This is a genomic window from Georgenia sp. H159 (assembly GCF_035607575.1).
Classification (GTDB): domain Bacteria; phylum Actinomycetota; class Actinomycetes; order Actinomycetales; family Actinomycetaceae; genus Oceanitalea.
On the sequence record NZ_JAYDZY010000007.1, the window covers coordinates 340,045 to 365,708 of the forward strand.

The window sequence follows — 25,664 nt, forward strand, 5'->3', positions numbered from 1 at the left end:
CCTGCTCCGCTCACCCCACCGCTTAGCCGGCGGCGCGCACCGGTCCCGGCCCGGCAGCGACGGCTCACCGGCGGCACGGCGTTCCTCCTCGGGCCCCGCAGCCTCAGTGCGCCGCCGCCTCCCCCGCGAGCTCGGTGCCCTGACTGCGGGCGAGCGCGGCCAGGATCCGCTGCCCGGTCCGCAGGTCCGCCCGCCCCTCCGCCAGCCCGGACGCTGGAGGAGTGCCCTCGGTGACCATCGCGTGGAACGCGACGAGCTCGGTCTCGAAGGCCTCCTGCTGGGACCAGCGGAACGTCGTGCGCGCCTCCCCGCCGTCGTCGCCGGCGCGGACCGTGACGACGAGCTCGGTGGCGACGTTGAGGAGGTAGGGCACCGCGAAGGTGAGCTGGACGCTGCCCCGCTCGTGGTGGAACGTCACCGTCTCCCGGTAGTCCGGGTAGTCGGCGATGAAGTGCCACCCGAGGTGGAGCCGCGCCCCGCCCTCGACCTCCCCGGTGAGCTGGAGCGACCCCGGCGTCCCGCCCCAGTGGGCGGCGGAGTCGACGGCCGTGATCCCGCCGGTGAGGTGCCGCAGCAGCGAGATGTCGTGGACGATCGAGCCGAGGACGACGTTCGTGTACAGCGTGCGCAGCAGCGCCGGGGTCCCGGCGCCCACTGCACGGTCCACGGCCTCACCGGTCGAGCGCTCCAGGGCGGCGGCGACGTCCGGGCCGACGTCCTGCGCGGGCGGCAGCAGCCGTGCGAACCCGAGCTGTGCGTCGTCGGCGGGGTGGAGCACCTCCACCGTGACGGCCCGCAGGTCGGTCCCGGCGAGCTCCTGCCTGGCGCGCACGACGGCGGGGTCGTGCTCCTTCATGTAGCCGACGAGGACGGCGGTGCGCGGGTCGCGTCCGCGCCGCCGGAGCTCCTGCTCGACGGCGTCGACCTCGGCGGTGCTCAGCGCGACCGGCTTCTCGCACAGCACGGGCAGACCCGCGCGCGCCAGGCGGAGGAGGTCGGCGCCGTGGCTGCCGCTCGTGGCGAGGACGACGCCGTCGAGCTCCAGCCCGTCGTCGACCGCCCCCAGGAGGGCGTCCAGGTCGGGGAACCGTCGTCCGGCCGGGACCCCGTAGCGCCGCCCGAGCCGCTCGACGCGGTCCGCGGACACGTCGACGACGGCGGCGAGCTCGACCAGGTCCCAGCGCCGCGAGACGAGCGGCAGGTGGACGCTCTGCGCGATCCCGCCCAGCCCGACGACGGCCAGCCGCAGCCGCCCGCTCACGGGAACCACCTCCGCAGCACCTCGCGGTTGTGGACCTGGTCGGCCTGCGCCCTGCCCGGGGGGTCGGAGGGGTCGGGGATGGTGTCCTGCTCGACCTCCAGCCACCCGGCGTAGCCCATCGCCAGGACGGCGTCGATGACGGCCGGGACGTCGAGGTCCCCCTCCCCCAGCGGGACGAAGGCCTTCCCGGCCCACACGGTGCGCAGGTCGCCCTTCCCCCGGACGACGCCGTCGAGCACGTCGCGACGCGCGTCCTTGAGGTGGAGGTGGTTGACCCGCGCGCCCCAGCGGGACAGGCCGGTGAGCGGGTCGCCGCCACCGAGGATGAGGTGGCCGGTGTCGAGCGTGAGACCGACCGACGTGCGGGCGAGCAGCTCGTCGATCTCCTCGGGGGTCTCGACGTAGGTGCAGGCGTGGTGGTGGAAGGTCGGCTCCAGCCCGTGCTCGGTCGCCAGCGCCACCGCGTGCTCCACGTTGGCGGCGTAGCGGTCCCACTGGTCGGGGCTCAGGCCGAGGCCGGGTCCGCCGCCGGGGTTGGCCTTGCGCTCCTGCGACCCCGAGCAGGCGAGAGTCGGTCTCGGGGGCAGCTCGGGGTTGAGCGGGGCGGCCTCGGCGAAGAACGCCAGGGCGTCGCGGTAGCCGGGGAGGGCGGCGGTGAAGGCGTCGTCGTCGGCGAAGGGCAGGTCGACCCAGCCTCCGGCGAGGGACAGCCCGTGGCGGCGCAGGGTGTCGCGCAGCTGCTGCCCGCGGCCGAACATGCCGATGGGGCCGGAGTCGATGCCGGTGTACCCGGCGGCGGCGACGAGCCCGAGCAGCTCGTCCGGCTCGGGGAGCCGGCCGCCGGCGCTCGCGCCGAGCTCGAAGACTCCGTAGCTGACGGGGGCGTTGGCCAGGGCGATCACGGCTGTCCCTCCTCGGGGGTGGCGACGGGTGGTGCCGGCGCGCGGAGCGTGCGGACCTCACCGCTGCGCAGCTCGTCGTCCGGGCTCACGCGCAGCGGCTCGCCCCGCAGGTCGGTGACCGACCACTCGGTGCCGGCGGGCGCCGCGAGGCCCACGCGCTGCCCGGTGCGGCTCATGCTCACCACCCGGGCCTCGAGCCGGTCCCCCGCGACGCGGCGCAGGCTGCTCAGCACCGCCGGACCGGTGAGCTCGGGGCCGGTCACCGGCGCCCGCAGCTGCCCGCCCGCGGGCGCGAGACCACGACGGACCAGCGGGTCGTGGCGGAACGACTCCGCCCACCGCGCGACGTCCGCCTCCTCCCAGCCGCCGGCGTACGGGAGCACGGCCAGGCTCGTCGTCACCTCGGTGCCGAGGTACTGCGCCCCGGGCACGGGGATCTCCGACCCGGCGGGCTCGTCCCGCAGCGGGTGGACGTTGACGCTCATCATCCCGACGGCGCGCAGCAGGGTGAGGGCGAGCTCGTCGCCGTCCGTGCCGGGCACGACCTCGTACTCGGTGAGCTTCCGCAGGAGCACGTGGGCGGCGCCGGCCGAGACGAAGCCCGTGGCGGGGAAGGTCGGGAGCGGGTACTCGCCCCAGCCGCCCTCGGCGGTCCGCCCCCGGCTGGTGACGTCGAACTGCCCGGCGCCGACGGACTCCTCCACCTGCGTGCCCAGGGGCACGTGCAGGCGCAGCCGGTGGTCACGCACGGTGTTGACGACCCGTGTCGTCAGCCGGACGAACGGCTCACCGGCGCGCAGCTCGACGAGCATGCGCACGACGAGCTCCTCGGTCTTGTCCAGCCGCCGGTCGCGGTCCTCGGGGTCGACCCCCACGGGCAGGTCGTAACGCCGCACGACCTCGACCGCCGCGCGGAGCGGCCCGGCCGCCACGACCTCGGTGTAGACCGAGCTCGGCGCGTCGAGGGCGGGCGCCTGCGCCACGGGCCCGTAGTTGTAGGAGTCCCCCCGGTCCCCCGCGTCGACCAGCCGGGCGACGCCGTCGAGGACGGTGCCGTCCGCTGCCGTGAGGGTGAGGGTGCCGTCGTCGCGGACGACGACGTCGAGGAGCGCGCCGCTGAGGTGACGGGGGGTGGCACTCACCGGAGTGGTGGTGGTCGACGACGACGGCCGGACCGCCACGTGGCCGAGGGCGGGGACCTCCGCCTGGAGGACGACCCGCTGCCGGGGACGCGCGGTGGTCAGCACCCGCCACGTCCGGTGCGCGTCGGCCGCGACGGCGGCGTGGATCTCCTCGGTGAGCACGGCGAGGTCGAACGGTCCCTCGGGCACCTCGGCGACCTCGATGTGGAGCGTGCCCTCACCCCAGGTGTAGCCGGTGATCTGCTGCCCGAACAGCTCCCGGCCGTGGATGCGGCGCAGGATCTTGACGAGGTCCGCGCCGCTCATCCGCTCGTCCCCCAGGGCGGTGGGGAGCTCCCCGGCGACCTGCCCCTCGGCGGCTCCGGGGACGACGACCTCGGCCTGCACCGTCCGTGGCCAGGGCAGCGTGTTGGCGACGACGTAGGCATCGGAGGGCACGTCGCGCGCGAGCCCGTCGAGCACGCGCTCGCTCACGGCACGGCCGACGGCGGCGGCGGTGGCCAGGCGGGTGGCGACCTGCTCGGCGGTCTCGTCGACCCCGCAGCCGGTGATCGAGTCGTGGGCGGTGCTCTCCACCACCCGGTACCAGGCGAGGTCGAAGAAGGACCGGTGGTCCTCTGCGCCGTAGAGCGCGTCGAGCCGCTCCGCCTGGGTGAGCGTGAGCTCGGCGCGCGCCATGGCGGCCTTGAGGTTGGTGCGGATGGAGAAGACGCCGGGCAGCAGGTTGCCGCGCGCGTGGGAGCGCAGCTCCCCCGTCACCTCGGGCAGCGCCGCGAGGGCGGCCGCGTCGGTGGGCCGGTCGGCGAGGTACTCGGTGAGCGTGGCGACCCGGATCGCCGGCGCGCCGGTCCGCTCGGAGGTCGCGTTGTGCTCGCGCACGCGGTCCATGAGGTCGGGCGGCGGTGCCATGTGGTCGGTGCCGAACATGCCGAGCACAGGGTCCGCGCCGTACCAGGAGCGGGTGTCCTCGCGGTACCGCGCCGTGAGCTCGGCGAGCCGGTCGGGCACGGCGAACAGGTCCAGGGCGCTGCCGTAGCCGTCGAAGAGGTACTCGGTACGCACCGCGGACCCGTCGGGGGCGCGCCAGCTGAACGCGTGCTCCGTCACCGCGGCCGGGACCCCGCGCCACAGCGAGGCGTGGGTGATCCCGAAGCCGCGCAGGATCTGCGGCATCTGCGCCGTGTGCCCGAACATGTCCGGCAGGTAGCCGACCGGCATCGCTGCGCCGAGGTGCCCGGCCCGGGCCAGCCCGAGCTCGAGGTTGCGCACGATGGTCTCGCCGTCGCAGCAGAACTCGTCGAGCAGGATGAGGAAGGGGCCCACCGCCAGCCGTCCGGCACGGACGAGGGCCGCGACCCGCTCGCGCTGCTCGGGGCGGACCTCGAGGTAGTCCTCGACGGCAGCCGCCTGGCCGTCGAGGGTGAAGCGGAACTCCGGGTCCGCCTCAAGGCGGGCGACGACGTCGTCGAGCACGTGCACGAGGCGCAGGCGGAAGACGTCGTGGGGCTCGTACCACTCCCTGTCCCAGTGGGTGTGCGGGACGAGGACGATGCCCGGCTCGCTCGGTGGCGAGCCGGCGGACGTGATGGCACCGGCGTTCATGAAGCTCCGTTCAGCAGATGGCGAGGACGCGGCGGTCGGCGTCCTGGAGGTGCAGGATCCCGCGGCCCCAGTCTCCCGGGACGCTCAGGCGGTCACTGGTGATGCGGCGTCGTCGTCCGTCGGCGTCGACGAGGACCGTGCCCTCGCCACCCACCGCGACGACGTCGTCCTCCACCCGCAGCAGCACGGGGGCGGACAGGGGGCGCGGCACGGCGTCCGGGCCCACCCCGACGCTGATGGCGGTGCGACCGGCACGCACCCCGGCGAGGACCGCCTCGGGCGAGGGGTCCTCGGCCGCGACCCACGTCGTCGGCGTCCCCAGGGTCCAGCCCTGCTCGGGACGGTGGAAGTCGCTGCCGCCCAGCAGGGTGACGGGCCCGTCCCACCGCTGCCGGAAGGCGAGGGCGCCGGTGTGGGTGAGGTCGCGGAACCACGAGATGTGCCACAGCTCCAGGGCGGCGGGGAGCACGTCGAGGGGGTGCTGCCACGCGCAGTCGCCGTCGACGGGGTGGTTGACGCTCAGCACCCCGCCACGCTCGGCGACCTCCTGCACCCAGCTGCTCGCGGGACGGCGGAAGTCGACCCAGCCGATGTCCCCCAGCGCGTTGGCGTGGCCGCGGGAGGTCGTCACCTCCTGGCCGGGCAGGAGGCCGATGCCGTGCTCGGCGCCGACGCCCGCGAGGTGCGGGTGGTGGCTCACGGTGTTGTGGTCGGTGACTGCGACGAAGTCCAGGCCGGCGCGCACCCCGCGGACGGCCAGCTCGCTGATGCTCTCGCTGCCGTCGGAGTGGACGGTGTGGGCGTGGAAGTCACCCGCATACCAGCGCAGACCCGGTGGCGCGGGGAGGTCACGGTCGCTGCCGCGCACCGTGCGGGTCACCGGTGCTGCCCGTCGCTCGCGCTCGGGCGGCTCGGTGGCCGGGGTGCTGATCTCGACCCGCACGTCGAGGCCCTCCGCCGGCAGCTGGTGCAGCCCGAGGACCACCTGCCAGGTCCCCGGCTCCAGCTCCCCGGGCAGGTAGCCCGGGGTCGCGACGTCGGGGGTGATGGTGAAACGGTCGCGGGCACCGCCCGACCAGCCCCGCCACCCCGCGGGCCCCTCGCAGCCGAGGTCGACGACGCCGCGGCCCGTGTCGTAGGACAGGGCGACGCTCACCGACGGACTGTCGGCGGCCACCGTGAACGGCACGGGGTGGTACCGCTGGGCGATCTGGTGGTCCAGCGTGACGTGGAGCTGCTCGACGACGGTGGTCATCTAGATCCGCTCGGTCGTCTCGGGGTCGAAGACGAGGCTGCGCCGGGCGGAGGCCTCGATCCAGCCGCGGTCCCCGGCGGCCGGGGCCTCCTCCTCGGCGACGACGAGCTGCAGCCGGGCCGAGCCGGAAGCCACCGTGATGAGGGTGGAGGCCCCGAGGTTCTCGGTGACGCTCACCTCGCCCGGGATCCCCTGCGGGACCGCGTCGGTCGACCAGCGCAGGTACTCCGGGCGCGCGCCCCACACGACCGCCGTGCCGTCGGCGAGCCGGACGCCGTCGGGCAGCGGGACGCTGCCCTCCCCCACGTGCACGCGGCCGTCGCTGACCTCGGACTCGACGAGGTTCATCGGCGTCGATCCGATGAAGGAGGCGACGAAGGTGTTGGCCGGGCGTTGGAAGATCTCCTGCGGCGTGCCGATCTGCTGGAGCTTGCCGCTCTTCATCACCGCGATCCGGTCGGCCAGGGCCAGCGCCTCGGCCTGGTCGTGCGTGACGAACACGGTGGTGACCCCGAGGTCCCGCTGGAGCTCCTTGAGGAAGGTGCGGGCCTCCAGCCGCAGGCGGGCGTCGAGGTTCGACAGCGGCTCGTCGAGGAGGAGGACCTCCGGCTCGATCGCCACCGCCCGGGCGAGCGCCACGCGCTGCTGCTGCCCGCCGGAGAGCTGGTTGGGGCGGCGCTCGGTCAGCCCGTCGAGGGCCAGACCTCCGGCCACCGAGACGGCCTTGTCGCGCCGGGTCTCGCGCTTGACCTTCTGGATCTTCAGCGGGTAGGCGATGTTGTCGGCCACGTCCATGTGCGGGAAGAGCGCGTAGTCCTGGAAGACCATCGCGACCCCGCGCTCGCCCGGCTCGGCGTTCGTCACGTCGCGCTCCCCGATGTGCAGGGTGCCCTCGGTGATGGCCTCCAGGCCGGCGATGGAGCGGAGCAGGGTCGTCTTGCCGCAGCCGGAGGGACCGAGGAGGGCGAAGAACTCGCCGTGCGCGATCGTGACGTCCACGCCGTCGACCCCGCGGACACCGCCGGGGTACTCCTTGACCAACGCGCTCGTGGTAATTGCGGACATCAGGACTTGATCCCTCCATGGAAGCGGAAGCCGTACCGGCGGTTGACGAGGAAGTACATGAGGATGACCGGCACGGAGAAGACGAGCGAGAAGGCCGAGATGAGGCTGAGGTTCGCCTGGCCGCTCTCGGTGTAGAAGGTGTACATGATGACGGCGGCGGGCTGGGCCTCCGGCGAGCGCAGCAGGATGTAGGGCAGCAGGAAGTTGCCCCACACCTGGACCAGGGCCCAGACCGCCACGAACGCCAGCCCGGGCCGGGCGATGGGTACGACGACGTGGCGCAGGATCTGCCCCGGACGCGCCCCGTAGAGCCGGGCGGACTCCTCGTAGGACTTGGGGATGGAGTCCATGAAGTCCTTGAGGATGAAGATGACGGTGGGCAGCACGCCGCCGGACAGCGCGAGCACGACGCCGGTCTGGGTGTTGATGAGCCCGGTGGCCACCATGAGCTGGAAGAGCGGCACCATGGCCGCGGTCCCGGTCACCACCGAGGACAGCAGGAGCAGCGCGTAGAGCAGCCCGTCGCGGCCCGGGATGCGCACCCGGGACAGCGCGTAGGCGGCGAGCGAGCCGAGGCTGACGACGACGACGATGGTGCCCAGGCCCAGGATGAGCGAGTTGCCGATCGAGCGCAGCGCGTAGGGGTTCTCGGCCAGCACCGAGAAGTTGTCCAGAGTCCAGTCCGGCCAGCCCACCGTCAGGGTCGGCGTGGAGTTGAACGGCTGGGTGACCAGCCAGGCCATCGGCAGGGCGAAGAAGAACCCGACGACGACCATCGCCAGCACGAACAGCACGCGCACGACGAACTTCTTCGTCGTCCGCCGACCCGCTGAGGCGGGTGCCACGGTCGCGGTCATGAGCGCTTCCTCTCCCGGCCGATGCGCATGTACCCCAGCGCGATGACGAGGTTGATGAGCAGCATGATGAGCGAGATCGCCGCCCCGACCCCGAGCTGCCCGCCCGGGATCGCCGTCCGGTAGATGTACACCGGCAGGATCTCGGACTGTCCGTTGGGCCCCCCTGCCGTCAGCAGGTAGGGGGTGAAGGTGTTGAACGTCCACAGCGTGATGAGCAGCGTGTTCGTGAGGATGTGTCCCCGGATGTTGGGGATGACCACGTCGCGCAGCTGCTGCCAGGTGGACGCCCCGGACATCCGGGCGGTCTCCAGCTGCGACGGCGGCACGGCGCCGAGCGCCGAGGAGAACAGCAGCATCGAGAACGCGGTGCCGACCCAGATGTTGAAGATGATGACGCTCGTCATCGGGTACTCGATGAGCCAGGCGGTCCCCGGCGTGTCCAGCAGCCAGTTGAGCGTGCCGTCGCGCCGGTCGAGCAGGGCCAGCCACAGGAACGCCCCGACGGACGTCGGGACCACCCACGCGGCGAGCACGAGCGTCTCCACGATCGTCTTCGCCCACGGCTTGAGCCTGCGCAACGCCCAGGCGACCGAGAAGCCCAGCAGCGTCTGGCCGATGACCCCGGAGAACAGCACGAATGCCAGGGTGAGGCGCAGGGACCGCCAGAACTCGGCGTCGGCGAGGACGTCGGTGTAGTTGTCCAGACCGACGAACTGCGGGTCGGCCGCTGCCAGACCGGTCAGCCGGTAGTCCGTCATCCCGAGGTAGATGGTCCACAGCGCGGGGAAGATGAGGAACAGGCCGATGAGGGCCAGGGCGGGTGCCATGAAGGCACCGGCACCCACCCCGCCCAGACCGGCGACGTCAGCCGGCCGACGACGCTGCCGCCGCCCGCGCGGCGGCCGCGTCGCGGCTGTCGCCAGACTCACCCGGCTCAGCCGTTGTCGACGTTCTCGTCGCCGACGATGCCGGCGACGGTCTGGCCGTAAGCATCGAGCGCGTCCTCCACCGAGGTGCCTCCGACGACCGCGGCCGTGGCCTCCTGCAGCGCGAGGGACACCTCCGGGTAGGCGGCCAGGCCCGGGCGGTAGGCGGTGATCGGCAGGACCTCGTCGCTCACGTACGTGAGCATCTCCTCACCCTCGAGGAGCGTGGCGTTGACGTCCTCACGCGGGGTGATGTTGATCGTCCCCTCGGCCCGGGCCTCGAAGGCCTCCGCCGAGTTCATGAAGGCGAGCAGCTCCCACGCGAGCTCGGGGTTCTCCGAGCTGGGGTTGAGCACGCGCCCGGTCCCACCGGACATGGAGACGTAGTCCTGGCCGTTGATGCCGGCGCCCGGCTCCTGGGCGGGGATGCGGGTGTAGCCGACGACCTCGTCGCGGTTCTCCATCGGTGCGGTGCCGACCTCCGGGTGGACGACGGCCCGCCAGAAGTAGTCACCCTCGAGGAGGATGCCGATCTGCCCCTCCGCGAACAGCGAGAAGGAGGTGTCGCGTCCGGCCGCCTCCTGCTGGAGGATCGGGTCGCCGAGCTCCTCGTCGACGTAGATCGTGCTGTAGAGGTCGAGCACCTCGCCGAGCTCCTCGGTGCCACCGAGCCACGTGTCGTCGGCCCACACCTCGGCGCCGGTGCCGACGAGCATCGGCAGCACGCCCTGCATCGTCGTCGCCTCACCCATCGCGGTCCCGGCGTTGAGCTGGATCGGGATGACGCCGTCGATCTGCTTGAGGGCGCGAGCAGCCTCGAGGATGTCCTCCCAGCCCGTGGGCTCCCAGTCCTCGGGAAGGCCGGCCTCCGCGAAGAGCTCCTTGTTGTAGAACAGCACGCGACCGTCCGCGCCCTGGGGGACGCCGTACCGCTCGCCCTCGAAGGCCAGCGCGTTCTGCACGGCCTCGGGGATCTGCTCCCAGCCCTCCCACTCGGCGACGGCCGAGCCGCCGACCTCCTCGAGCGGCTCGATGTAGCCGGCCTCGGCGAACTCACCGACCCAGATGCCGTCCATGCCGATGATGTCGGCGCCGCCGCCCGACTGGAGGTCCAGGGCGATCTTCGTCTTGTAGTCCTCGTCATCGACCCCCTGGGCCTCGAAGACGACCTCGACCTCCTGCCCCTCCTCGGCCATCGCGGCCTCGAACTCGGGGATCAGCCAGCTCTCGATCCAGTCGGCCTCCGCGGCGTTCTTGCCGCCGGAGATCGCGTTGGTGACGAGGGTGAGGGTGACGGCGCCGCCGTCCTGCGTGGAGTCGTCGCCTGCGCCGCCGTTGCCGTCGTCGCTGCTGCAGGCTGCAAGGGTGAGGGCGAGGACCGCTGTACCAGCGATCGCGCTCGTGGACGTCTTCCTGATCATGACAGTTCTCCGTGGTGGTGGGGAGGATGAGAGGTCAGGCGCGCGGCACGCTTCGTCGCGCGACGGTGGTGAGCCGGTATGGAGCTACCGGACCCGCTTCCGTGCGGAGCCCGCGGCAGTCATCGAGTGACCCCGATCACTGCTAGGGTTAGTTCATCACATTGATTGATTTAACGTCAAGGAGGACGGGTGACGCCACGGCGTGGTCCCCGAGGGGCGAACCTCGGGCAGCTGGGGACCTTCAACCAGGCCGTTGTGCTGCACGCGATCCGCACCGCTCCCGGGGTCAGCCGGGTGGAGATCGGCGAGCTCACCGGACTGGCCGGACAGACCGTCACCAACATCTGCCGGCGGCTGCTGCGCGACGGCCTCATCCGTGAGGGCGAGCCGGTCGCCGCCGGGCAGGGCAAGCCGCGCACGCCCCTGTCGATCGACGCCGCCGCCCGGTACGCCGTCGGCGTCCACATCGACCCGGCGCTCACGACCCTCGTGCTGCTCGACCTCGCCGGCCTCACCGTGGCCACCGACCGGTTCGCCACCCCGGTGGCACCGGACGCGGTCGCCACGGTCACGGCTGTCGGGGAGCGGGTGCTGTCCTTCGTCGCGGCCGCCGACGTCCCCCGGGAGCGGATCCTCGGCGTCGGGGTCGCCACCCCCGGGCCGGTCGACGTCGCACGCGGGGTGGTGGACAACCCGCCCCACCTGCCGGGCTGGCGCCAGGTCCCGGTGCGTGCCGAGCTCGAGCGCGTCGTCGGCCTGCCGGTGCAGCTGGAGAAGGACGTCGTCGCCGCCGCCACCGCCGAGATCTGGGCCGGGACGTTCGCGTCCGCCACGTCCGCGGCACTCATCTACCTGGGCACCGGCATCGGTGCCGGCCTGGTCGTCAACGGCGAGGTGCTGCGCGGGGCGTCGAACAACGCCGGTGAGCTCGGGCAGATCGTCGTCGACCAGGGCGGTGAGCAGTGCCGGTGCGGCCAGCGTGGCTGCACCAAGGTCATCATCAGCGCCGAGGAGATGGTGCGGCAGTCCGGGGACGGCAGCTCGCCGTCGTCGCTCGTCGAGCTGGATGCCGAGCTGCGCCGCCTCTACGACCGTGCGGACGCGGGCGAGGAGCACGCCCTCGAGGTGGTGCACAGCTCGGCCGTCGCCATGGTGCGGGCCGCGCTGCTCGTCACCAACCTGCTCGACGTCGAGCGACTCGTCCTCGGCGGGCCGTACTGGACCCGGATGTCCCCCTACTTCTTCACCGTCGCGCCGGCGATGTTCGCCGAGCACGCCGCCGCGCACGACATCCACCCGGTCGAGCTCCTCGACACGACCGTGGGCGAGCACCTGGCGGCGGTCGGCGCGGCCAGCCTGGTGCTCGACCGCACCTACTCCCCCCGGCCCGGGACGCTCGTCATCGCGCCGAGCCCCAGGACGACGTAGCGCGGGACGCGCCTACCGGTCGTAGGTCGTCCCCGGGACCTGCGCGACCGTGTGCCAGCGGCCGTCGGCGGCCGAGGCCACGACCGCCTCGGCGACCGCCGCCGCGCCCCAGCCGTCGGCCGCCGCGGGCGCGAGCTGCTCACCGGTGAGCACCGACTGCAGGAACAGGGCCGCCTCGATGGTCTTGAGGTCGTCGAAACCCATGCTCGTCCCCGCGCCCGGCTGGAACCGGGCGAACTCCCCGTGGCCGGGTCCGACCATCACGGTGCGGTAGCCGCCGTCGTCGTCCGCCACCTGGAGCTCGTTGAGACGCTCGAAGTTCCAGCGCACCGAGCCCCGCGTGCCGTAGACCTCGACGACGTACTCCGACCGTGGGCCGTGCGCCACCCTGCTGCACTCGATCGTCCCGGCGGCGCCGGAGTCGAAGCGCAGCAGCGCGGCCACCTGGTCCTCGTTCTCCACCGGTCCCCGCTCGTCACCGACCTCGTACCCGCCGTGGCCCACGCCCACGGACGTCGGGACCGGCCGCTCCGCGATGACCGTGCTGCTGTGCGCCGCGACCTCACTGATCCGCCCGACGAGGAACTGGGCGAGGTCGGCGCCGTGGGACAGGAGGTCACCGATCACACCCGAGCCGGCCTTCGCGCGCTCGTAGCGCCACGTGAGCGGCGCGTCCGGCGAGGCGGCGTAGTCCGCGAGCAGCCACACCCGCACGGAGGTGACCCGGCCGAGACGACCTGCTCGGACGAGCTCGCGCGCGTGTGCGACGGCCGGGGCGTGGCGGTAGTTGAACCCGACGGCCGTCCGCAGACCCCGGGCCTGCGCCGCCCTGGTGATCTGCTCGCTCTCGCCCGCGTCGAGGCCCATCGGCTTCTCGATCCAGAAGTGCTTGCCGGCCGCTGCCGTGGCGAGCGCGATTTCCCGGTGCAGATGGTTGGGGGCGCAGATGGAGACGACGTCGACGTCCGGGTCCGTGAGCACGTCGCGCCAGTCGGCACTCGCCCGCTCGAACCCGAGGTGGTCCACGGCGGCCTGCCGGGTGTGCTCGAACGGGTCGGCCGCGACGAGCAGGCCGGGCGCGACCCGGAGCTCGGGGTACCGCTCGGGCACGCTGCGGTAGCTGCGTGCGTGGAGCCGGCCCATCCAGCCGAGGCCGATGACCCCGACGCCGACGGGCCGGCGTGGCCCTGGTGCGGCGGTGGCGCTCATCGTCCGTCCGCGCCGCGGCGCTCGAGAGGTGGCGCAGCAGAGAGTTCGGCGCTCGGCGCGACGGGGGCGGCGTGGCCACCGGGCGCCGGCGGCGGTGGGTATGGGGCGTCGGGTGGGAGCAGCGGCCCCGTCTCCGGGACGCTCACGCGACGAGCGGTGCGGAGGGACTCGACCCCCGCGGCGGCGACGACGTTGGCGCGGTGGGCCTCCTCGGTGGAGGCCCCGGTCGCGCCACCGGCACGCGCGGCGTCGACCCACGCGCGCAGCTCGGCCCGGTAGGCCTCGGCGAAGCGGCCGCGGAAGTCCGCCGGCACCGGGGTGCGGGAGTGCCCGTCGTAGGTGAGCTCGAGCCGGCCCGGCGGCCGGAGGCTCGCGGCGCCGTGCGTGCCGACCACCTCGCAGCGCACCTCGTAGCCGTACCGCGCCCCGAGGAACACCTCGACCGACGCGAGGACCGCTCCACCGCCGAGCTCGAGGGTGGCGAGTTGCGGGTCGCGCAGGCCGGTGGTCCGCGGTGAGCGGACCTCGATGGCCGTGACCGGGAGCCCGGTGAGCCACGGGAGGATGTCGAGCTCGTGCACCATCGAGTTGGCGACCACCCCCTCGCTCGTGGCCTGCGGGTGCGGCGTGGCGTTGCGGTGGACGCAGTGGACGAGCACCGGGTCGCCGACGAGCCCGTCGAGCACGGCCGTCCGTAGCTCGAGGTACCCGGGGTCGAAGCGGCGCATGAAACCCACCGTCACCAGCCGCCGTCCGGCCGCGTCCTCGGCGCCGACCACCTGTGCCGACTCGGCCACGCCCACGCCCAGCGGCTTCTCGCACAGCACCGGCTTGCCCGCCGCGAGGCACGCCAGTGTCAGCTCGGCGTGGGTGTCGTCGGGCGACGCGATGACCACGGCCGCGACGTCCGCGCCGGTGATGAGCTCCTCGGCGCTGCCGGCCACCCGCGCCCCGACGGACCGGGCGACCTGCTCGGCACGCTCCGGTGCGGCGTCGTGCACGGCCACCACCCGCGCGTCCGGGACGTGCCGGGCCAGGGCACGGACGTGGTCGGCGCCCATCGCGCCCAGACCGATCACTCCGACGTCGAGCACGTGCCTCGTCCTCCGTCCCGTCCCTGTCCGGTCGCGCCCGGGCCGGGTCCACCGGCGTGGTGGGCCCGGCCCGAGCGAGCGGTCACTGCTCCTCGGCGACGTCCTCGTCGGCGGCCTGGTCCTCGAGCTGGCTGCCGTACTCCTCGGCCGTCTCGGCGGTCACCACCGTGACGCCGGTGTCGACCCGCTCCTCGATGGTCCCGCCCTCGAGCAGCTCGACGGCCAGCTCGACGCTGGTGCGGCCCATGTCGTAGGAGTTCTGCGCGATGCTCGCGTCGAGCTCACCGGCAAGCATCGAGTCCACGGCGTCGCTCGTGCCGTCCACCCCGATGACGAGGATGTCCTCGAGGTTCACGCCCGCCGACTTGATCGCCTCGAGGGCGCCCAGCGCCATGTCGTCGTTGGCGGCGAAGACGATGGAGACGTCGGGGTTCGACTGGAGGATGTCGGCCATCACCGAGCGGCCCTCGGCGCGGTCGGAGTTCGCCGCGAGGTCGGCGACGACCTCGATCCCGCTGTCCTCGATCGTGTCGAGCGCCCCGTCGATCCGGGAGTCGGTCGACGGGTTGCCGGGGACGCCGCGGATGACGGCGATCGAGCCGCTGTCCGTCTGCTCGAGGATGTACTCCCCCGCGGTGACGCCGGCGGCGTAGTTGTCGGTCCCGACGAAGGTCTCCTTGCCGTCCCAGTCCTCGATGTCGGTGTCGACGAGGAGCACGGGGATGTCGGCGTCGACGGCCTGCTGGAGGATCGGCTGGAGCTGCTCGGCCTGGGTCGGGGCGACGACGAGGGCGTCGACCTGCTGGGTGATGGCCGCGCGGACCTTGTCGATCTGCTCCTGGACCTGGGTCTCGGCCGTGGCCCCCGCGAGGGTGACCTCGACCCCGGCGGCCTCCGCGCCGTCCTCCACCCCGCCGGCCACCTGCAGCCAGAAGGGTGAGGAGAGCGTCTTGAGCACGACGGCGACCGTGTAGTCCCCCTCGGCGTCGCCGGTGCCGTCGCCGCCTCCTGGTTCACCGCCGTCGTCGCCACCGCAGGCGGCGAGGACGAGAGCGCTGGTGAGGGCGGCCGCGGCCAGTGCGGTCCTGTGACGGGTGAGCCTCATTGCGGGTGTCCCTTCTTCCCGACGCCTTCGGTGGCGCCGACGATCATCGCGACCATGTCCTGTGCCGTCTCGGGTGACGGGCGGGTGCTGCCGACGACGCGCCCCTGGCGCATGACGACGGCGTTGTCGCACACCTGGACGACGTGGTCCATGTTGTGCGAGATGAGGATGATGGAGATCCCGTGCTCCTCGGGCAGGCGCCGGATGACGTCGAGCACGTTGCGGGTCTCGCGCACCCCGAGGGCCGCGGTCGGCTCGTCGAGGATGAGCACCCGCCGGGCGAAGGCCACCGCCCGGGCGACGGCGATCGCCTGCCGCTGCCCGCCGGACATGAGCCCGACGTGCCCCTTGAGGTCGGGCAGGTGGACCTGCAGCGTGGCGAGCCGCTCCTCGACGTCGCGGCGCATGGCCTTGCGGTCCAGCCAGCCGAACCCGCGCCAGCCGCGGGGCTTGGTGAGCTCCTGCCCCACGTAGAGGTTGGTGGCGACGTCGAGGTTGTCGAAGAGCGCGAGGTCCTGGTAGACCGCCTCGATCCCGTGGCTGCGTGCGCCGGTCGGGCTGGTGACCGCGACCCGCTCACCGTCGAGGAAGATCTCCCCCTCGTCGAGCTGGTGGACACCGGTGACCGCCTTGATGAGGGTGGACTTCCCGGCGCCGTTGTCACCGAGCAGGCCGAGCACCTCCCCGCGGTGGACCGACAGGTCCACACCCGCCAGCGCGGTGACCGCACCGAACCGCTTGACCGCACCACGGACCTCGAGGACCGGCGCGGAACCCTGCTCCGTCGTCGTCATGTCGCCTCCTCCGTCTCCTCGGTCCGCACCACGCGCAGCCGGGTCTCCAGCCTGGAGCGCACGACATCGAGCTCGACGGCGATGACGACCGCGGCACCGAGGGCGACGTACTGCCAGCTGCTCTGCACGTTCATGAGGTTGAGGCCGTTCTGGATGACGCCGAGGATGAGGGCGCCGACCAGTGTCCCGACGACGGTGCCCCGGCCGCCGAAGAAGCTCGCCCCGCCGATGATGACGGCGGCGATCGCGGACAGCTCCATGAGGTTTCCGGCGGTCGGGTAGGCGGAGTTCGTCTGGCCGGAGACGACGATGGCGGCCGTTCCCGCGGACATCCCGCTGAGCACGTAGACGGAGATGAGCACCCGGTCGACCGGCACCCCGACCCGGCGCGCGGCCTCCCGGTTGCCGCCGATGGCGTAGATCCACTGGCCCCAGGTGATCCGCCGCAGCAGCACGTAGACGAGGAGGGCGAGCACGGCGACGAGGACGACGGCGTAGGGGACGTAGCCGATGCGGCCCGAGCCGATGGTGGTCACCGACTCCGGCATCCCGGTGATCGGCTGCCCCTCGCTGACGATGAGCGCCACGCCGCGGGCGACCATGAGCATGGCCAGGGTGGGCAGGAAGGGGTGCGGGAGCTTGCCCTTGACGAAGAGCGTGCCGTTGATCCCGCCCGCGAGGCCGCCGGCGATGATCATCGTCGGGATGACGAGCCAGCCCGTGACGAGGTCGAGCTCACGGATCCACAGCGCGCCGAAGATGCTCGACATCGCGATGACCGACCCGACGGACAGGTCGATGCCCGCGGTGATGATGACGAGCAGCTGCCCGAGCGCGAGAATCGCGACGACCGACGCCTCGAGCCCGACGTTGCCCAGGTTGACGGGTGAGAGGAACAGCGGGTTGAGCGCCGCGAGCACCGCCATGATGACGGCGAGGAGCAGGACGGGGCCGAGCCGCACCACGGTCAGAGCCGCGTGCAGGCCCCTGCTCTGCTGCCCGGAGCGGCCCGAGGCGGGTCCCTCCGGAGGCGCGGCTTCGCGGTCAGCAACGGCCGTCATTGGCTGTTCCCCTCGTCCGGTCCGCGGGCGGGTGGACTACGCCGCCCACGAGATTCAGTGTGGTGCGCACCACACCGGCCTGTCAAGGATTGTCCTGACATACCGACAACTTCACGTGGTGCGCGCGGCGGTGCCGCGCCTCACAGGGTAGACGCTGGGTCGGCGTCCCCAGGTTTGCGGGTGGTTGCACCGGCGAGTCGCCGCCGTCCGCGCTGCGGCCGAGGCGTCGCGCCCTGCCCAGCCCGTCCGGCGGCGGCTCAGGCTCGCGAGAGCGAGGTGAGGTGCTCCAGCGAGCGGCGCACGTCGTCGACGGGGCCGCCGCCGGCGGGTGGCTCCGCCGTGAGGATCGTGTCCTGCTCCAGGACGTACCAGCCGTCGAAGCCGACGGCGTCGAGGGCGGAGACGATCGCGGCGAAGTCGACGTCGCCGGAGCCCAGGGGCGCGAAGATGCCCTGGCGCACGGCGTCGGTGTAGCCCAGCTCCCCCCGCTGGACCTTGCGGGCGAGGTCGAGGCGCACGTCCTTGACGTGGACGTGGTTGATGCGTGCGGCGTGCTCCGCCGCCAGCGCCACCGGGTCGGTGCCGCCGATGAGGAGGTGCCCGGTGTCGAGACACAGCGGCACCGCGGAGCCCTCGACGACCCGCCGGACCTCGTCCTCGCGCTCGACCATCGTCCCGACGTGCGGGTGGAGGCTCGCGCGTACCCCGCGGGAGGCGGCGAGCTCGGTGAGCCGGTCGAGGTTGCGCAGCAGGGTGGCCCAGCCGGCCTCGTCGAGCTCGGGACGCTCGTCGTAGCCGTCCTGGCCGGAGTTCGCGGACAGCACGAGCACGTCACCGCCCGCCGCCTCGAAGCTGTCGAGCTCGCGGTCGACCTCGGGCACCGGGTCGTGGTCGGGGTCGTGGAGCACGACCGGCACGAACGCGCCGACGGCGGCCAGGCCGTAGGGCGTCAGGGCCTCGGCCCGCTCGGCCGGCGCCTCGGGCAGCCAGCCCTGCGGCCCGAACTCGGTGGCCGTGATGCCCAGCTCGGCCATCTCGGTGAGCACGCGCTGCGGGCTCAGCTGGTGTCCCCACCCGGGAACCTCGCACACGCCCCAGCTGATCGGGGCTCCGGCAATCCTCATGAGTGACTCCTCGTCGTCGCGGTGCTGGACAGCAGGACGCGCTCACCGGTGGTGGCGCTGCGGGTGGCGGCGTCGGCCAGGACGAGGGCGGCGCGCCCGTCGTGGAGCGTGGGCGACGCCGGGCGGCCCTCGCGGACCGCGTCGATGAAGTGGCTGAGCTCGAGGCTGTAGGCCTCGGCGTACCGCTGGAGGAAGAAGTTGAGGTAGGGCCCCGCCGCCGAGGAGTGCGCCGCCGACGAGTGGCGCACCGCCGTCGCGGTGTGGTTGACCGCCTCGAGCGACCCGCGCGGGCCGAAGGCCTCGAGGCGCTGGTCGTAGCCGGTGGCGCAGTGCCGGGAGTTGACGACGGTGGCGACCGCGCCGTCGGCGGACACCAGCGTGGTGACCGCCGCGTCGTAGTCGGCCAGGTCGGCAAAGGCGGGGTCCAGGCGCTGCCCGACCGCGCTGACCTCGACGATCTCCCCGAGGAAGAAGCGGGCGGTGTCGAGGTCGTGGATCGTCATGTCGCGGAAGATGCCGCCGGACACCGCCACGTACTCGGTGGGCGGCGGGGCCGGGTCGCGGCTGACGATCGTCAGCTGCTCCAGCGGCCCGATCTCCCCGTGCCGGACGCGGGCGTGGATCTCGGCGAAGGTCGGGTCGAAGCGACGGTTGAACCCGATCATCACCCGGTGCTCCTGGCCGGTGATCGCGGCGATGCACTCGTCCACCCGGCCGAGGTCGAGGTCGACGGGCTTCTCGCAGAGCACCGCCTTGCCCGCCCCGACGGAGCCGATGATCTGCTCCACGTGGAGGGGGGTGGGCGAGCCGATGATGACGGCGTCCACGTCCTCGGCGCCGTAGACGTCGGCGATGTCGCGGGTCGCCCGCGCGCCGTGCTCGGCGGCGAGCCGCTCGGCGGCGTCCCCGGCGGGGTCGCACACCAGCCGCAGCTCGGCGCCGGGGTGGCGCGCGACGGTGGCGGCGTGGACGGCGCCGATACGGCCCGCGCCGATGACGGCGATCCTGACCATGGTGGTCCTTTCCGGCGGCCGCGAGCGGCCCGGGGAGCCGGGGCCCGCGTCGCGGCGAGCTAGTCGGTGGTGGAGGGGAAGCTCATGGACGCCTGGACGGGGCGGTCCACGTGGGGCCACCGGGTGGTGACGACCTTGTTGCGGGTGTAGAACCGCACGCCCTCGGGGCCGTGGGCGTGGTGCTCCCCGAAGAGGGAGTCCTTCCAGCCGCCGAAGGAGTAGTAGGCCACCGGCGTGGGGATCGGGACGTTGACGCCGACCATGCCGGCCTGGACCTCGTGGCTGAACCGTCGCGCGTACTCCCCGGAGGCGGTGAAGATCGCCGCACCGTTGCCGAAGGGTGAGGAGTTGACGATGTCCAGCGCCTCCTCGAAGGTCTCGGCCCGCACGACCGTGAGCAGCGGTCCGAAGACCTCCTCACGGTAGGCCCCGACGTCGGTGCCGACCCGGTCCAGCACCGTGGGACCGACGAAGAAGCCGCGTTCGTGGCCCTCGACGACCAGGTCCCGTCCGTCGACGACGGCTTCCGCGCCGGACTCGATCGCCTCGGTGGCGTAGCGGATCACCCGCTCGCGGGCCTCCGCGGTGATGACCGGGCCCATGCCCACGCCGTCACGGTCACCGGGGCCGACGACGATCTGCTCGGCCTCCCGCCTCAGCGCCGCGACCAGGAGGTCCCCGGCCTCGCCGACCGCGACGGCCGCCGGCACGGCCATGCAGCGCTCCCCCGCCGAGCCGAAGGCGCCGGCCGCGATCTGCGACGCCGCGTACTCGATGTCACCGTCCGGCATGACGATCGCGTGGTTGTTCGCCCCACCGAGGGCCTGGACGCGCTTGCCGTGGGCCGCGCCCTTCTCCCGGACGTACCTGGCGATCGGGGTGGAGCCGACGAAGGAGACGGCCGCGATGCCCGGGTGCTCGAGGATCGCGTCGACGGCCGTCCTGTCGCCGTGAACGACGCTGAAGACGCCGTCGGGCAGCCCGGCCTGGCGGTAGAGGTCGGCGACGTAGTTGGCCGCGGAGGGGTCCCGCTCGGAGGGCTTGAGGATGAAGGCGTTGCCGGTGGCGATGGCGATCGGGTGCATCCACATCGGCACCATGGCCGGGAAGTTGAACGGGGTGATCCCGGCGACCACGCCGAGCGGCTGCCGCATGGAGTGGACGTCGACGCCCGTGGAGGCGTCCGCGCTGTACTCGCCCTTGTTCGCGTGGTTGACCCCGCACGCGAAGTCGAGCGTCTCCCGCCCGCGGGCGATCTCCCCGCGGGCGTCGTCGACGGTCTTGCCGTGCTCGGCGCTGATGATCCGCGCCAGCTCCTCGGTGTGCTGCACGACGAGCTCACGCATCCGGAACATGATCTCGGTGCGCCTGGCCAGCGACGTCGCGCCCCACGTCCGTTGCGCCTCCGCCGCGGTGCGGACGGCCTCGTCGACGACGGCCGCGTCGGCCGTGGCGAGCTGGGCGCTGACCTCGCCGGTGGCGGGGTTGTGGACGGGTGTGGTCGCGGTGGCCGTCCCCGCGTACGGGGCCCCGGCGATCCAGTGGTCGATGGTGGTCATGGGTGTCTTCTTTCCTCGGTCGGGAGACCGATGCGGTGCTCAGAGGTAGGGCCGCTGCTCGCCCTTGGCCTGCTCGTACTCGGTGCGCGCGCGGCGCGTGCTCTCCAGGCGGGAGGTCTGCGCGACGGGCACGTCCCACCAGTTCGACGACGGCGGGTTGGGCCCCTCCAGGTCGGTCTCGATGACGATGGCGGTCGTCGCGTCCGCTGCCGCGGCGGTGGCGTAGGCCTCGCGGAACTCGGCGATGGAGCTCGGCTCGAGCACCTCGATGCCGTAGCTGCGGATGTTCGCGGCGAGGTCGACGGGCAGCCTCTCACCGTCGAGCATCCCCGTCTCCGGGTTGCGCCGGCGGTACCTCGTGGCGAAGCGCTGGGAGCCGTGGGACTCCGAGAGCGACCCGATGGAGGACCAGCCGTGGTTCTGCAGGACGACGAGGACGACCTTGAGCCCCTCGGCGACGATGGTGGCGATCTCCTGCGGCGCCATCTGGTAGCTGCCGTCCCCGACGACGGCGACGACCTCGCTGTCCGGACGCGCCAGCTTGGCGCCCATGGCCGCCGGGATCTCGTACCCCATGCACGAGTAGCCGTACTCGAGGTGGTACTGGACGGGGGTGCGGGCCCGCCACAGCGCCTGCAGGTCACCGGGCATGGAGCCGGCGGCGTTGATGAGGACGTCCTCGTCGCCGAGGAGCTCGTTGAGCGCGCCGAAGACCTCCGTCTGGGCGGGCAGCGGCCCGTGGCCGCGGTGGTAGCACTCCTCGGTGACCCGTGCCCAGTCCGCGACGAGCTCGGTCACGCGCCGGGAGTAGGCCTCCTCGACCCGGTACCCCTCGAGCGCGGCCCGCAGCGCGTCCAGCCCGGCGCGCGCGTCCGTGACCACCATCTCCGCCGCGTTCTTGGCGGCGTCGAAGGCCTTGACGTTGAGGTTGACGAACCGCACGTCGGGGTTGCGGAAGGCGGTGTGGCTCGCGGTGGTGAAGTCGGTGTAGCGCGTGCCGACCCCGATGACGACGTCGGCCTCGGCGGCCAGGGCGTTGGCCGCGGCGTTGCCGGTGGAGCCCACCCCGCCCGCGGCGGCGGGGTGCTCCCAGCTGATCGCGCCCTTGCCCGCCTGCGTGTCCACGACCGGGATACCGGTCGCGTCGGCGAAGGCGGTGAGCGCGTCGCTCGCCTCGGAGTAGACGACGCCGCCGCCGGCGACGAGCACGGGCCGTCTGGCGTCGCGGACGACGGCGGCCGCGCGCTGGAGGGCGGCGGGCTCGGGGACCGGGCGCGCGACGTGCCAGACGCGTCTGCGGAAGAGGCTCGCGGGCCAGTCGTACGCCTCGGCCTGGACGTCCTGCGGCAGGCAGAGCGTCACGGCGCCGGTCTCGGCGGGGTCGGTGAGCACCCGCATCGCCGCCATCACGCTGGGGACGAGCTGCTCCGGACGGTGGATGCGGTCGAAGAACCGCGACACGGGCCGGAAGGCGTCGTTGACCGAGGCCTCGGCGCTCTGCTCGTTCTCCAGCTGCTGGAGGACGGGGTCCGGCGCGCGGGTGGCGAAGTTGTCCGAGGGCAGCAGGAGCACCGGGATGCGGTCGATCGTGGCGAGGGCGGCGCCGGTGAGCATGTTGGTCGAGCCGGGGCCGATGGAGGCGGCGCACGCGAAGGTCTGCAGCCGGTTGGTGGTGCGGGCGTAGCCGACCGCGGCGTGGACCATGTTCTGCTCGTTGCGGGCCTGGTAGAAGCGCATCGGCTGCTCCCCCGGTGCCGGGTCGAGCTCGTTCTCCAGGAGGGCCTGGCCGAGTCCGGCGACGTTCCCGTGCCCGAAGATGCCGAACGCACCGGCGACGAGCCGCTGCTCCACGCCGTCGCGCTCGGAGTACTGGACGGACAGGAAGCGCACGAGGGCCTGGGCCACCGTGAGGCGGACGGTCGGGGGTGCCGTGGAGTCGCTCATGCTCGGTCCTCACGCTGCTCGACGGGGCGGGTCATCGGGAGCCGGGGGTCGACCTCCAGGGACTCCCACGTGGCGCGGACCCAGGTGTGGGAGGGGTCGTCGGTCATCATCCAGGTGCGGTCCTCGGCGGGCCCGGCCATGACGTTGAGGTAGTACAGGTCGTACCCCGGCGCGGCCATCGAGGGGCCGTGGTAGCCGTGGGGGGTCAGCACGACGTCGCCCGCGCGGACCTCGGCCGCGATCTCGATCGGGCGGTCGGGCGTGCCGTAGGTGCGGTGGAAGGCGAAGCCGGGGCCGTCGGGGCCGGGGCGGACGTCGAAGTAGTAGATCTCCTCGAGCTCGCGCTCGTCCTGCGTGTGCTCGTCGTGCTTGTGGGGCGGGTAGGAGGACCAGTTGCCACCGGGCGTGAGGACCTCGCAGACGAGGAGGTGGTCGGTCTCGACGTCGTTGGCGAGCGCGTAGTTGTTCACCTGGCGGGAGGCCTGACCGGCGCCGCGCAGCTCGGTCCGGACCTTGTCCGCCCCCTGGTAGGAGACGGGGAGCCGGCGCGTGGCCCGCGCCGTCGGGAGCGCGACGGTGCCGCCGTCGACGGAGCTGAGGCGCGCCGTCGTCCCGAGCGGGAGGTAGAGGTAGTCGGTGACGGCGGTGAAGACGTCGGGCCGGCCGGCCAGCTCGATCGTGCGGCCGTCGACCTCGACGGTGCACGCGCCGGACAGCGGCAGGACGAGCACCTCGTCCTCGCCGGTGCTCAGCTCCTCGCTGCCGCCGGGCGCGAGGCGGAGCACCTTGAGCCCGCTGAACCGCCAGCCGGCCCGCTCCGGCGTGACGTCCAGGGCGTAGGGGCCGTGCGCGGTGTCGCCGGCGCGCAGGAGAAGGTCGTCGGTCTCGGTCACAGCAGTCCCACCGCTCGGTCGACGGCTCCCTCGACGTCGTCGTCGGCGGGGTACAGCAGCGCCCGTCCGATGACCAGCCCCTCGATCCCGGGGTGGCGCAGCGCCTCGGCCCACCCCTCGGCCGTGGCCTCGACGTCGGTGCTCACCTCACCGCCGAGGATGAGCGCGGGCATCGTCGACGCCGCCGCGACCGCCTCCATGTCCGGCACGAGGGGGAGCTTGAGCCAGGTGTAGGCGGAGGTCCCCCCGAGCCCGGCGGCGATCGCCACGGACCGCACGACGGCCTCGGTGGTCAGCTCGTTGACGGTCGCGCCGTCCACGCGCCGGGACATGAAGGGCTCGACCATCGCCATCAGCCGCTCCCCCGCGAGCTCGTCGACGGCACGGGCCGTGGCCTCCATCGTGCGCAGCGAGCCGGGGTCCGCGAGGTCGACGCGCAGGAGCACCTTCCCGCCGTCGAGGCCGGAGTCGACGATGGAGCGCGTCGTGTACCCGGTGAAGCGGTCGTCCATCTCGAAGCTCGCTCCGCGCAGCCCGCCGCGGTTCATCGACCCGAGGACGAGCTTGCCGTCGAGCGCACCCATGAGGGTGAGGTCCTCGACCATGTCGGCCGTCCCGAGGAAGCCGTGCACGCCGGGGCGTCCCAGGGCGGCGGCGCAGCGGCGCAGGAGCTCGCGGCGGTCCCCCATCGCCATCGGGTGGCTGCCGGCGCCGAGCGATCCGCGGGCGGGGTGGTCGGCCGCGATGACCATGAGTTTCTCGCCCGGCCGGGGCAGCCGGCCGCGGGGACGCTCGGCGAGCGCCCGGGAGATGCGCTCCGGCTCGTGCATCCGGATGCGGCGGACGTCCTCGACGGTGACCGTCACAGCGGCCTGCGCTCGACGTCCTGGGGGCGGGCGCCGGCGTCGACGACCTCGAGCACCTCGCCCTCCGTCGGCATCGCGGTGGAGCACTCGAGCCGCGCCGCGACGATGGCGCCGGCGGCACTCGCGGCGGCGACCGTCCGGCCCAGGGACCATCCCGCGAGCAGCCCGTGGCACAGCGACCCGCCGAACGCGTCGCCGGCGCCGAGGCCGTTGAGCACCTCGGTCGGCGTCGGCGGCACCTCCACGCGCTCCTCACGCGTCTTGGCGAGCGTGCCGAGCGGCCCCTGCTTGACGATGGCGATCTCGACGCCGGCCTCGAGCAGGGCGTCGGCCGCGCGGTCGGGGTCGGTCTCCCCCACCGCGACCTCGCACTCCTCGCGGTTGCCCACCGCGACGGTGACGCCGGGGAGGAAGGCGCGCACCTGGGCGGTGGCCTCCTCCCGGGAGCCCCAGAACATCGGGCGGTAGTCGAGGTCGAGCACCGTGTACTCGCGGCGCTCGCGGGCCCGCAGCGCCGCGTGGTGCGCCGAGCAACTGGGCTCCTCGCACAGCCCGGTCCCCGAGAACCACATGACGCCCGCCGCGCGGACCGCGTCCACCGGGATGTCCTCCGGCCGCACCTGGAGGTCGGGCGCGCTCGGCTCGCGGTAGAAGTACAGCGGGAAGTCGTCCGGCGGGAAGATCTCGCACAGCGTGATGGGGGTGTTGAGCTCGGTGGAGGTGACGACGAACTCGTCGCTCACGCCCAGGCGCCTCATCTCGCGGCGCACGTAGCGACCGAAGGGGTCGTCACCGACCCCGGTGATCGTCGCTGCGCTGCGGCCCAGCCGGGCGGCGGCGACGGCGACGTTGGTTGGGCTGCCGCCGAGGAACTTGCCGAAGGTCTCGACGTCCTCCAGGCCCACTCCCGAGGTCAGCGGGTAGATGTCCACGCCGCTGCGACCGAACGTCAGGACCTCGGGGCGACCGTTCGCCGGGCTCGTCATCACACTCTCCTCACCGCGCCGTGGTTGGGCCACCGGCGGCCTCTGGCTGCTGGCCACGATCCTCCCCCGCCGAGCACCGTGCGGTCAACCGTATGTCAGCACAAAGTCCGTCCGTGGGTCGCGGGTCCGGGGACGCGCACGGGACAAGGTGGCAGAA

General features: G+C 73.1%; 21 protein-coding genes. 1 reads left to right on the top strand and 20 read right to left on the bottom strand.

The genetic code is table 11. The features are described from left to right. Positions 1 to 103: 103 nt before the first annotated feature. The 8 genes from VR894_RS12185 to VR894_RS12220 all read right to left on the bottom strand — a co-directional run bounded on the left by VR894_RS12185 (position 104) and on the right by VR894_RS12220 (position 10,431). Positions 104 to 1,261, bottom strand: coding sequence for a Gfo/Idh/MocA family oxidoreductase (locus VR894_RS12185; protein ID WP_324651888.1), 1,158 nt, complete (start codon positions 1,259 to 1,261; stop codon positions 104 to 106). Then, a complete protein-coding gene (locus VR894_RS12190; protein WP_324651889.1) occupies positions 1,258 to 2,163 on the bottom strand; it encodes a sugar phosphate isomerase/epimerase in 906 nt (301 codons plus the stop codon). The genes VR894_RS12185 and VR894_RS12190 overlap by 4 nt, the downstream gene beginning before the upstream one ends. Further along, entirely contained in the window at positions 2,160 to 4,907 is a 2,748-nt protein-coding gene (locus tag VR894_RS12195) for a hypothetical protein (protein WP_324651891.1), read from the bottom strand. The genes VR894_RS12190 and VR894_RS12195 overlap by 4 nt, the downstream gene beginning before the upstream one ends. Positions 4,908 to 4,917: 10 nt before the next feature. After that, positions 4,918 to 6,162 (bottom strand): CehA/McbA family metallohydrolase, encoded by a 1,245-nt coding sequence (locus VR894_RS12200; RefSeq protein WP_324651893.1) that lies wholly within the window; start codon positions 6,160 to 6,162, stop codon positions 4,918 to 4,920. Further along, positions 6,163 to 7,227 carry an ABC transporter ATP-binding protein gene (locus tag VR894_RS12205; protein WP_324651895.1) on the bottom strand — a complete coding sequence of 355 codons (1,065 nt, stop codon included), beginning with the start codon at positions 7,225 to 7,227 and terminating at the stop codon, positions 6,163 to 6,165. Further along, positions 7,227 to 8,084 (bottom strand): carbohydrate ABC transporter permease, encoded by an 858-nt coding sequence (locus VR894_RS12210; protein ID WP_324651896.1) that lies wholly within the window; start codon positions 8,082 to 8,084, stop codon positions 7,227 to 7,229. Before VR894_RS12210 ends, VR894_RS12205 begins: the two co-directional genes overlap by 1 nt. Beyond that, complete coding sequence (locus VR894_RS12215; protein ID WP_324651898.1) at positions 8,081 to 8,911, bottom strand: sugar ABC transporter permease; 831 nt, start codon at positions 8,909 to 8,911, stop codon at positions 8,081 to 8,083. The genes VR894_RS12210 and VR894_RS12215 overlap by 4 nt, the downstream gene beginning before the upstream one ends. 107 nt (positions 8,912 to 9,018) lie before the next feature. Next, positions 9,019 to 10,431, bottom strand: a complete 1,413-nt coding sequence (locus VR894_RS12220; RefSeq protein ID WP_324651899.1) for an extracellular solute-binding protein — start codon at positions 10,429 to 10,431, stop codon at positions 9,019 to 9,021. Between the two features lie 189 nt (positions 10,432 to 10,620). On the opposite strand from VR894_RS12220, the gene VR894_RS12225 reads away from it, so the two are divergent. Beyond that, the gene (locus VR894_RS12225; protein ID WP_324651900.1) at positions 10,621 to 11,859 is read left to right on the top strand and encodes an ROK family transcriptional regulator; all 1,239 of its coding nucleotides are present in this window, start codon (positions 10,621 to 10,623) and stop codon (positions 11,857 to 11,859) included. A gap of 12 nt (positions 11,860 to 11,871) precedes the next feature. Here the strand turns inward: VR894_RS12225 and VR894_RS12230 are convergent, their stop codons facing one another. The 12 genes from VR894_RS12230 to iolC form a co-directional block, all read right to left on the bottom strand. Then, complete coding sequence (locus tag VR894_RS12230; protein ID WP_324651901.1) at positions 11,872 to 13,068, bottom strand: Gfo/Idh/MocA family oxidoreductase; 1,197 nt, start codon at positions 13,066 to 13,068, stop codon at positions 11,872 to 11,874. Next, on the bottom strand, positions 13,065 to 14,162 hold the full coding sequence (locus VR894_RS12235; protein ID WP_324651903.1) for a Gfo/Idh/MocA family oxidoreductase: 1,098 nt from the start codon (positions 14,160 to 14,162) through the stop codon (positions 13,065 to 13,067). Before VR894_RS12235 ends, VR894_RS12230 begins: the two co-directional genes overlap by 4 nt. Before the next feature lie 82 nt (positions 14,163 to 14,244). Further along, positions 14,245 to 15,267 (bottom strand): sugar ABC transporter substrate-binding protein, encoded by a 1,023-nt coding sequence (locus tag VR894_RS12240; protein ID WP_324651905.1) that lies wholly within the window; start codon positions 15,265 to 15,267, stop codon positions 14,245 to 14,247. Further along, the gene (locus VR894_RS12245) at positions 15,264 to 16,061 is read right to left on the bottom strand and encodes an ATP-binding cassette domain-containing protein (RefSeq protein ID WP_324651907.1); all 798 of its coding nucleotides are present in this window, start codon (positions 16,059 to 16,061) and stop codon (positions 15,264 to 15,266) included. The genes VR894_RS12240 and VR894_RS12245 overlap by 4 nt, the downstream gene beginning before the upstream one ends. Then, positions 16,058 to 17,122: an ABC transporter permease gene (locus VR894_RS12250; RefSeq protein ID WP_324651909.1), complete on the bottom strand. Its 1,065-nt coding sequence runs from the start codon at positions 17,120 to 17,122 to the stop codon at positions 16,058 to 16,060. Before VR894_RS12250 ends, VR894_RS12245 begins: the two co-directional genes overlap by 4 nt. 257 nt (positions 17,123 to 17,379) lie before the next feature. After that, the gene (locus VR894_RS12255; protein ID WP_324651911.1) at positions 17,380 to 18,246 is read right to left on the bottom strand and encodes a TIM barrel protein; all 867 of its coding nucleotides are present in this window, start codon (positions 18,244 to 18,246) and stop codon (positions 17,380 to 17,382) included. Beyond that, the gene (gene iolG, locus VR894_RS12260) at positions 18,243 to 19,259 is read right to left on the bottom strand and encodes an inositol 2-dehydrogenase (RefSeq protein ID WP_324651912.1); all 1,017 of its coding nucleotides are present in this window, start codon (positions 19,257 to 19,259) and stop codon (positions 18,243 to 18,245) included. Before iolG ends, VR894_RS12255 begins: the two co-directional genes overlap by 4 nt. A gap of 59 nt (positions 19,260 to 19,318) precedes the next feature. Continuing rightward, complete coding sequence (locus VR894_RS12265; protein WP_324651914.1) at positions 19,319 to 20,818, bottom strand: CoA-acylating methylmalonate-semialdehyde dehydrogenase; 1,500 nt, start codon at positions 20,816 to 20,818, stop codon at positions 19,319 to 19,321. A 39-nt stretch (positions 20,819 to 20,857) separates the two neighbouring features. Continuing rightward, positions 20,858 to 22,762, bottom strand: coding sequence for a 3D-(3,5/4)-trihydroxycyclohexane-1,2-dione acylhydrolase (decyclizing) (gene iolD, locus VR894_RS12270; protein ID WP_324651916.1), 1,905 nt, complete (start codon positions 22,760 to 22,762; stop codon positions 20,858 to 20,860). Next, positions 22,759 to 23,655 carry a 5-deoxy-glucuronate isomerase gene (iolB, locus tag VR894_RS12275; RefSeq protein WP_324651918.1) on the bottom strand — a complete coding sequence of 299 codons (897 nt, stop codon included), beginning with the start codon at positions 23,653 to 23,655 and terminating at the stop codon, positions 22,759 to 22,761. Before iolB ends, iolD begins: the two co-directional genes overlap by 4 nt. Beyond that, positions 23,652 to 24,521, bottom strand: coding sequence for a deoxyribose-phosphate aldolase (locus VR894_RS12280; protein WP_324651920.1), 870 nt, complete (start codon positions 24,519 to 24,521; stop codon positions 23,652 to 23,654). The genes iolB and VR894_RS12280 overlap by 4 nt, the downstream gene beginning before the upstream one ends. After that, the gene (gene iolC, locus VR894_RS12285; RefSeq protein ID WP_324651922.1) at positions 24,518 to 25,507 is read right to left on the bottom strand and encodes a 5-dehydro-2-deoxygluconokinase; all 990 of its coding nucleotides are present in this window, start codon (positions 25,505 to 25,507) and stop codon (positions 24,518 to 24,520) included. Before iolC ends, VR894_RS12280 begins: the two co-directional genes overlap by 4 nt. Positions 25,508 to 25,664 lie beyond the last annotated feature (157 nt).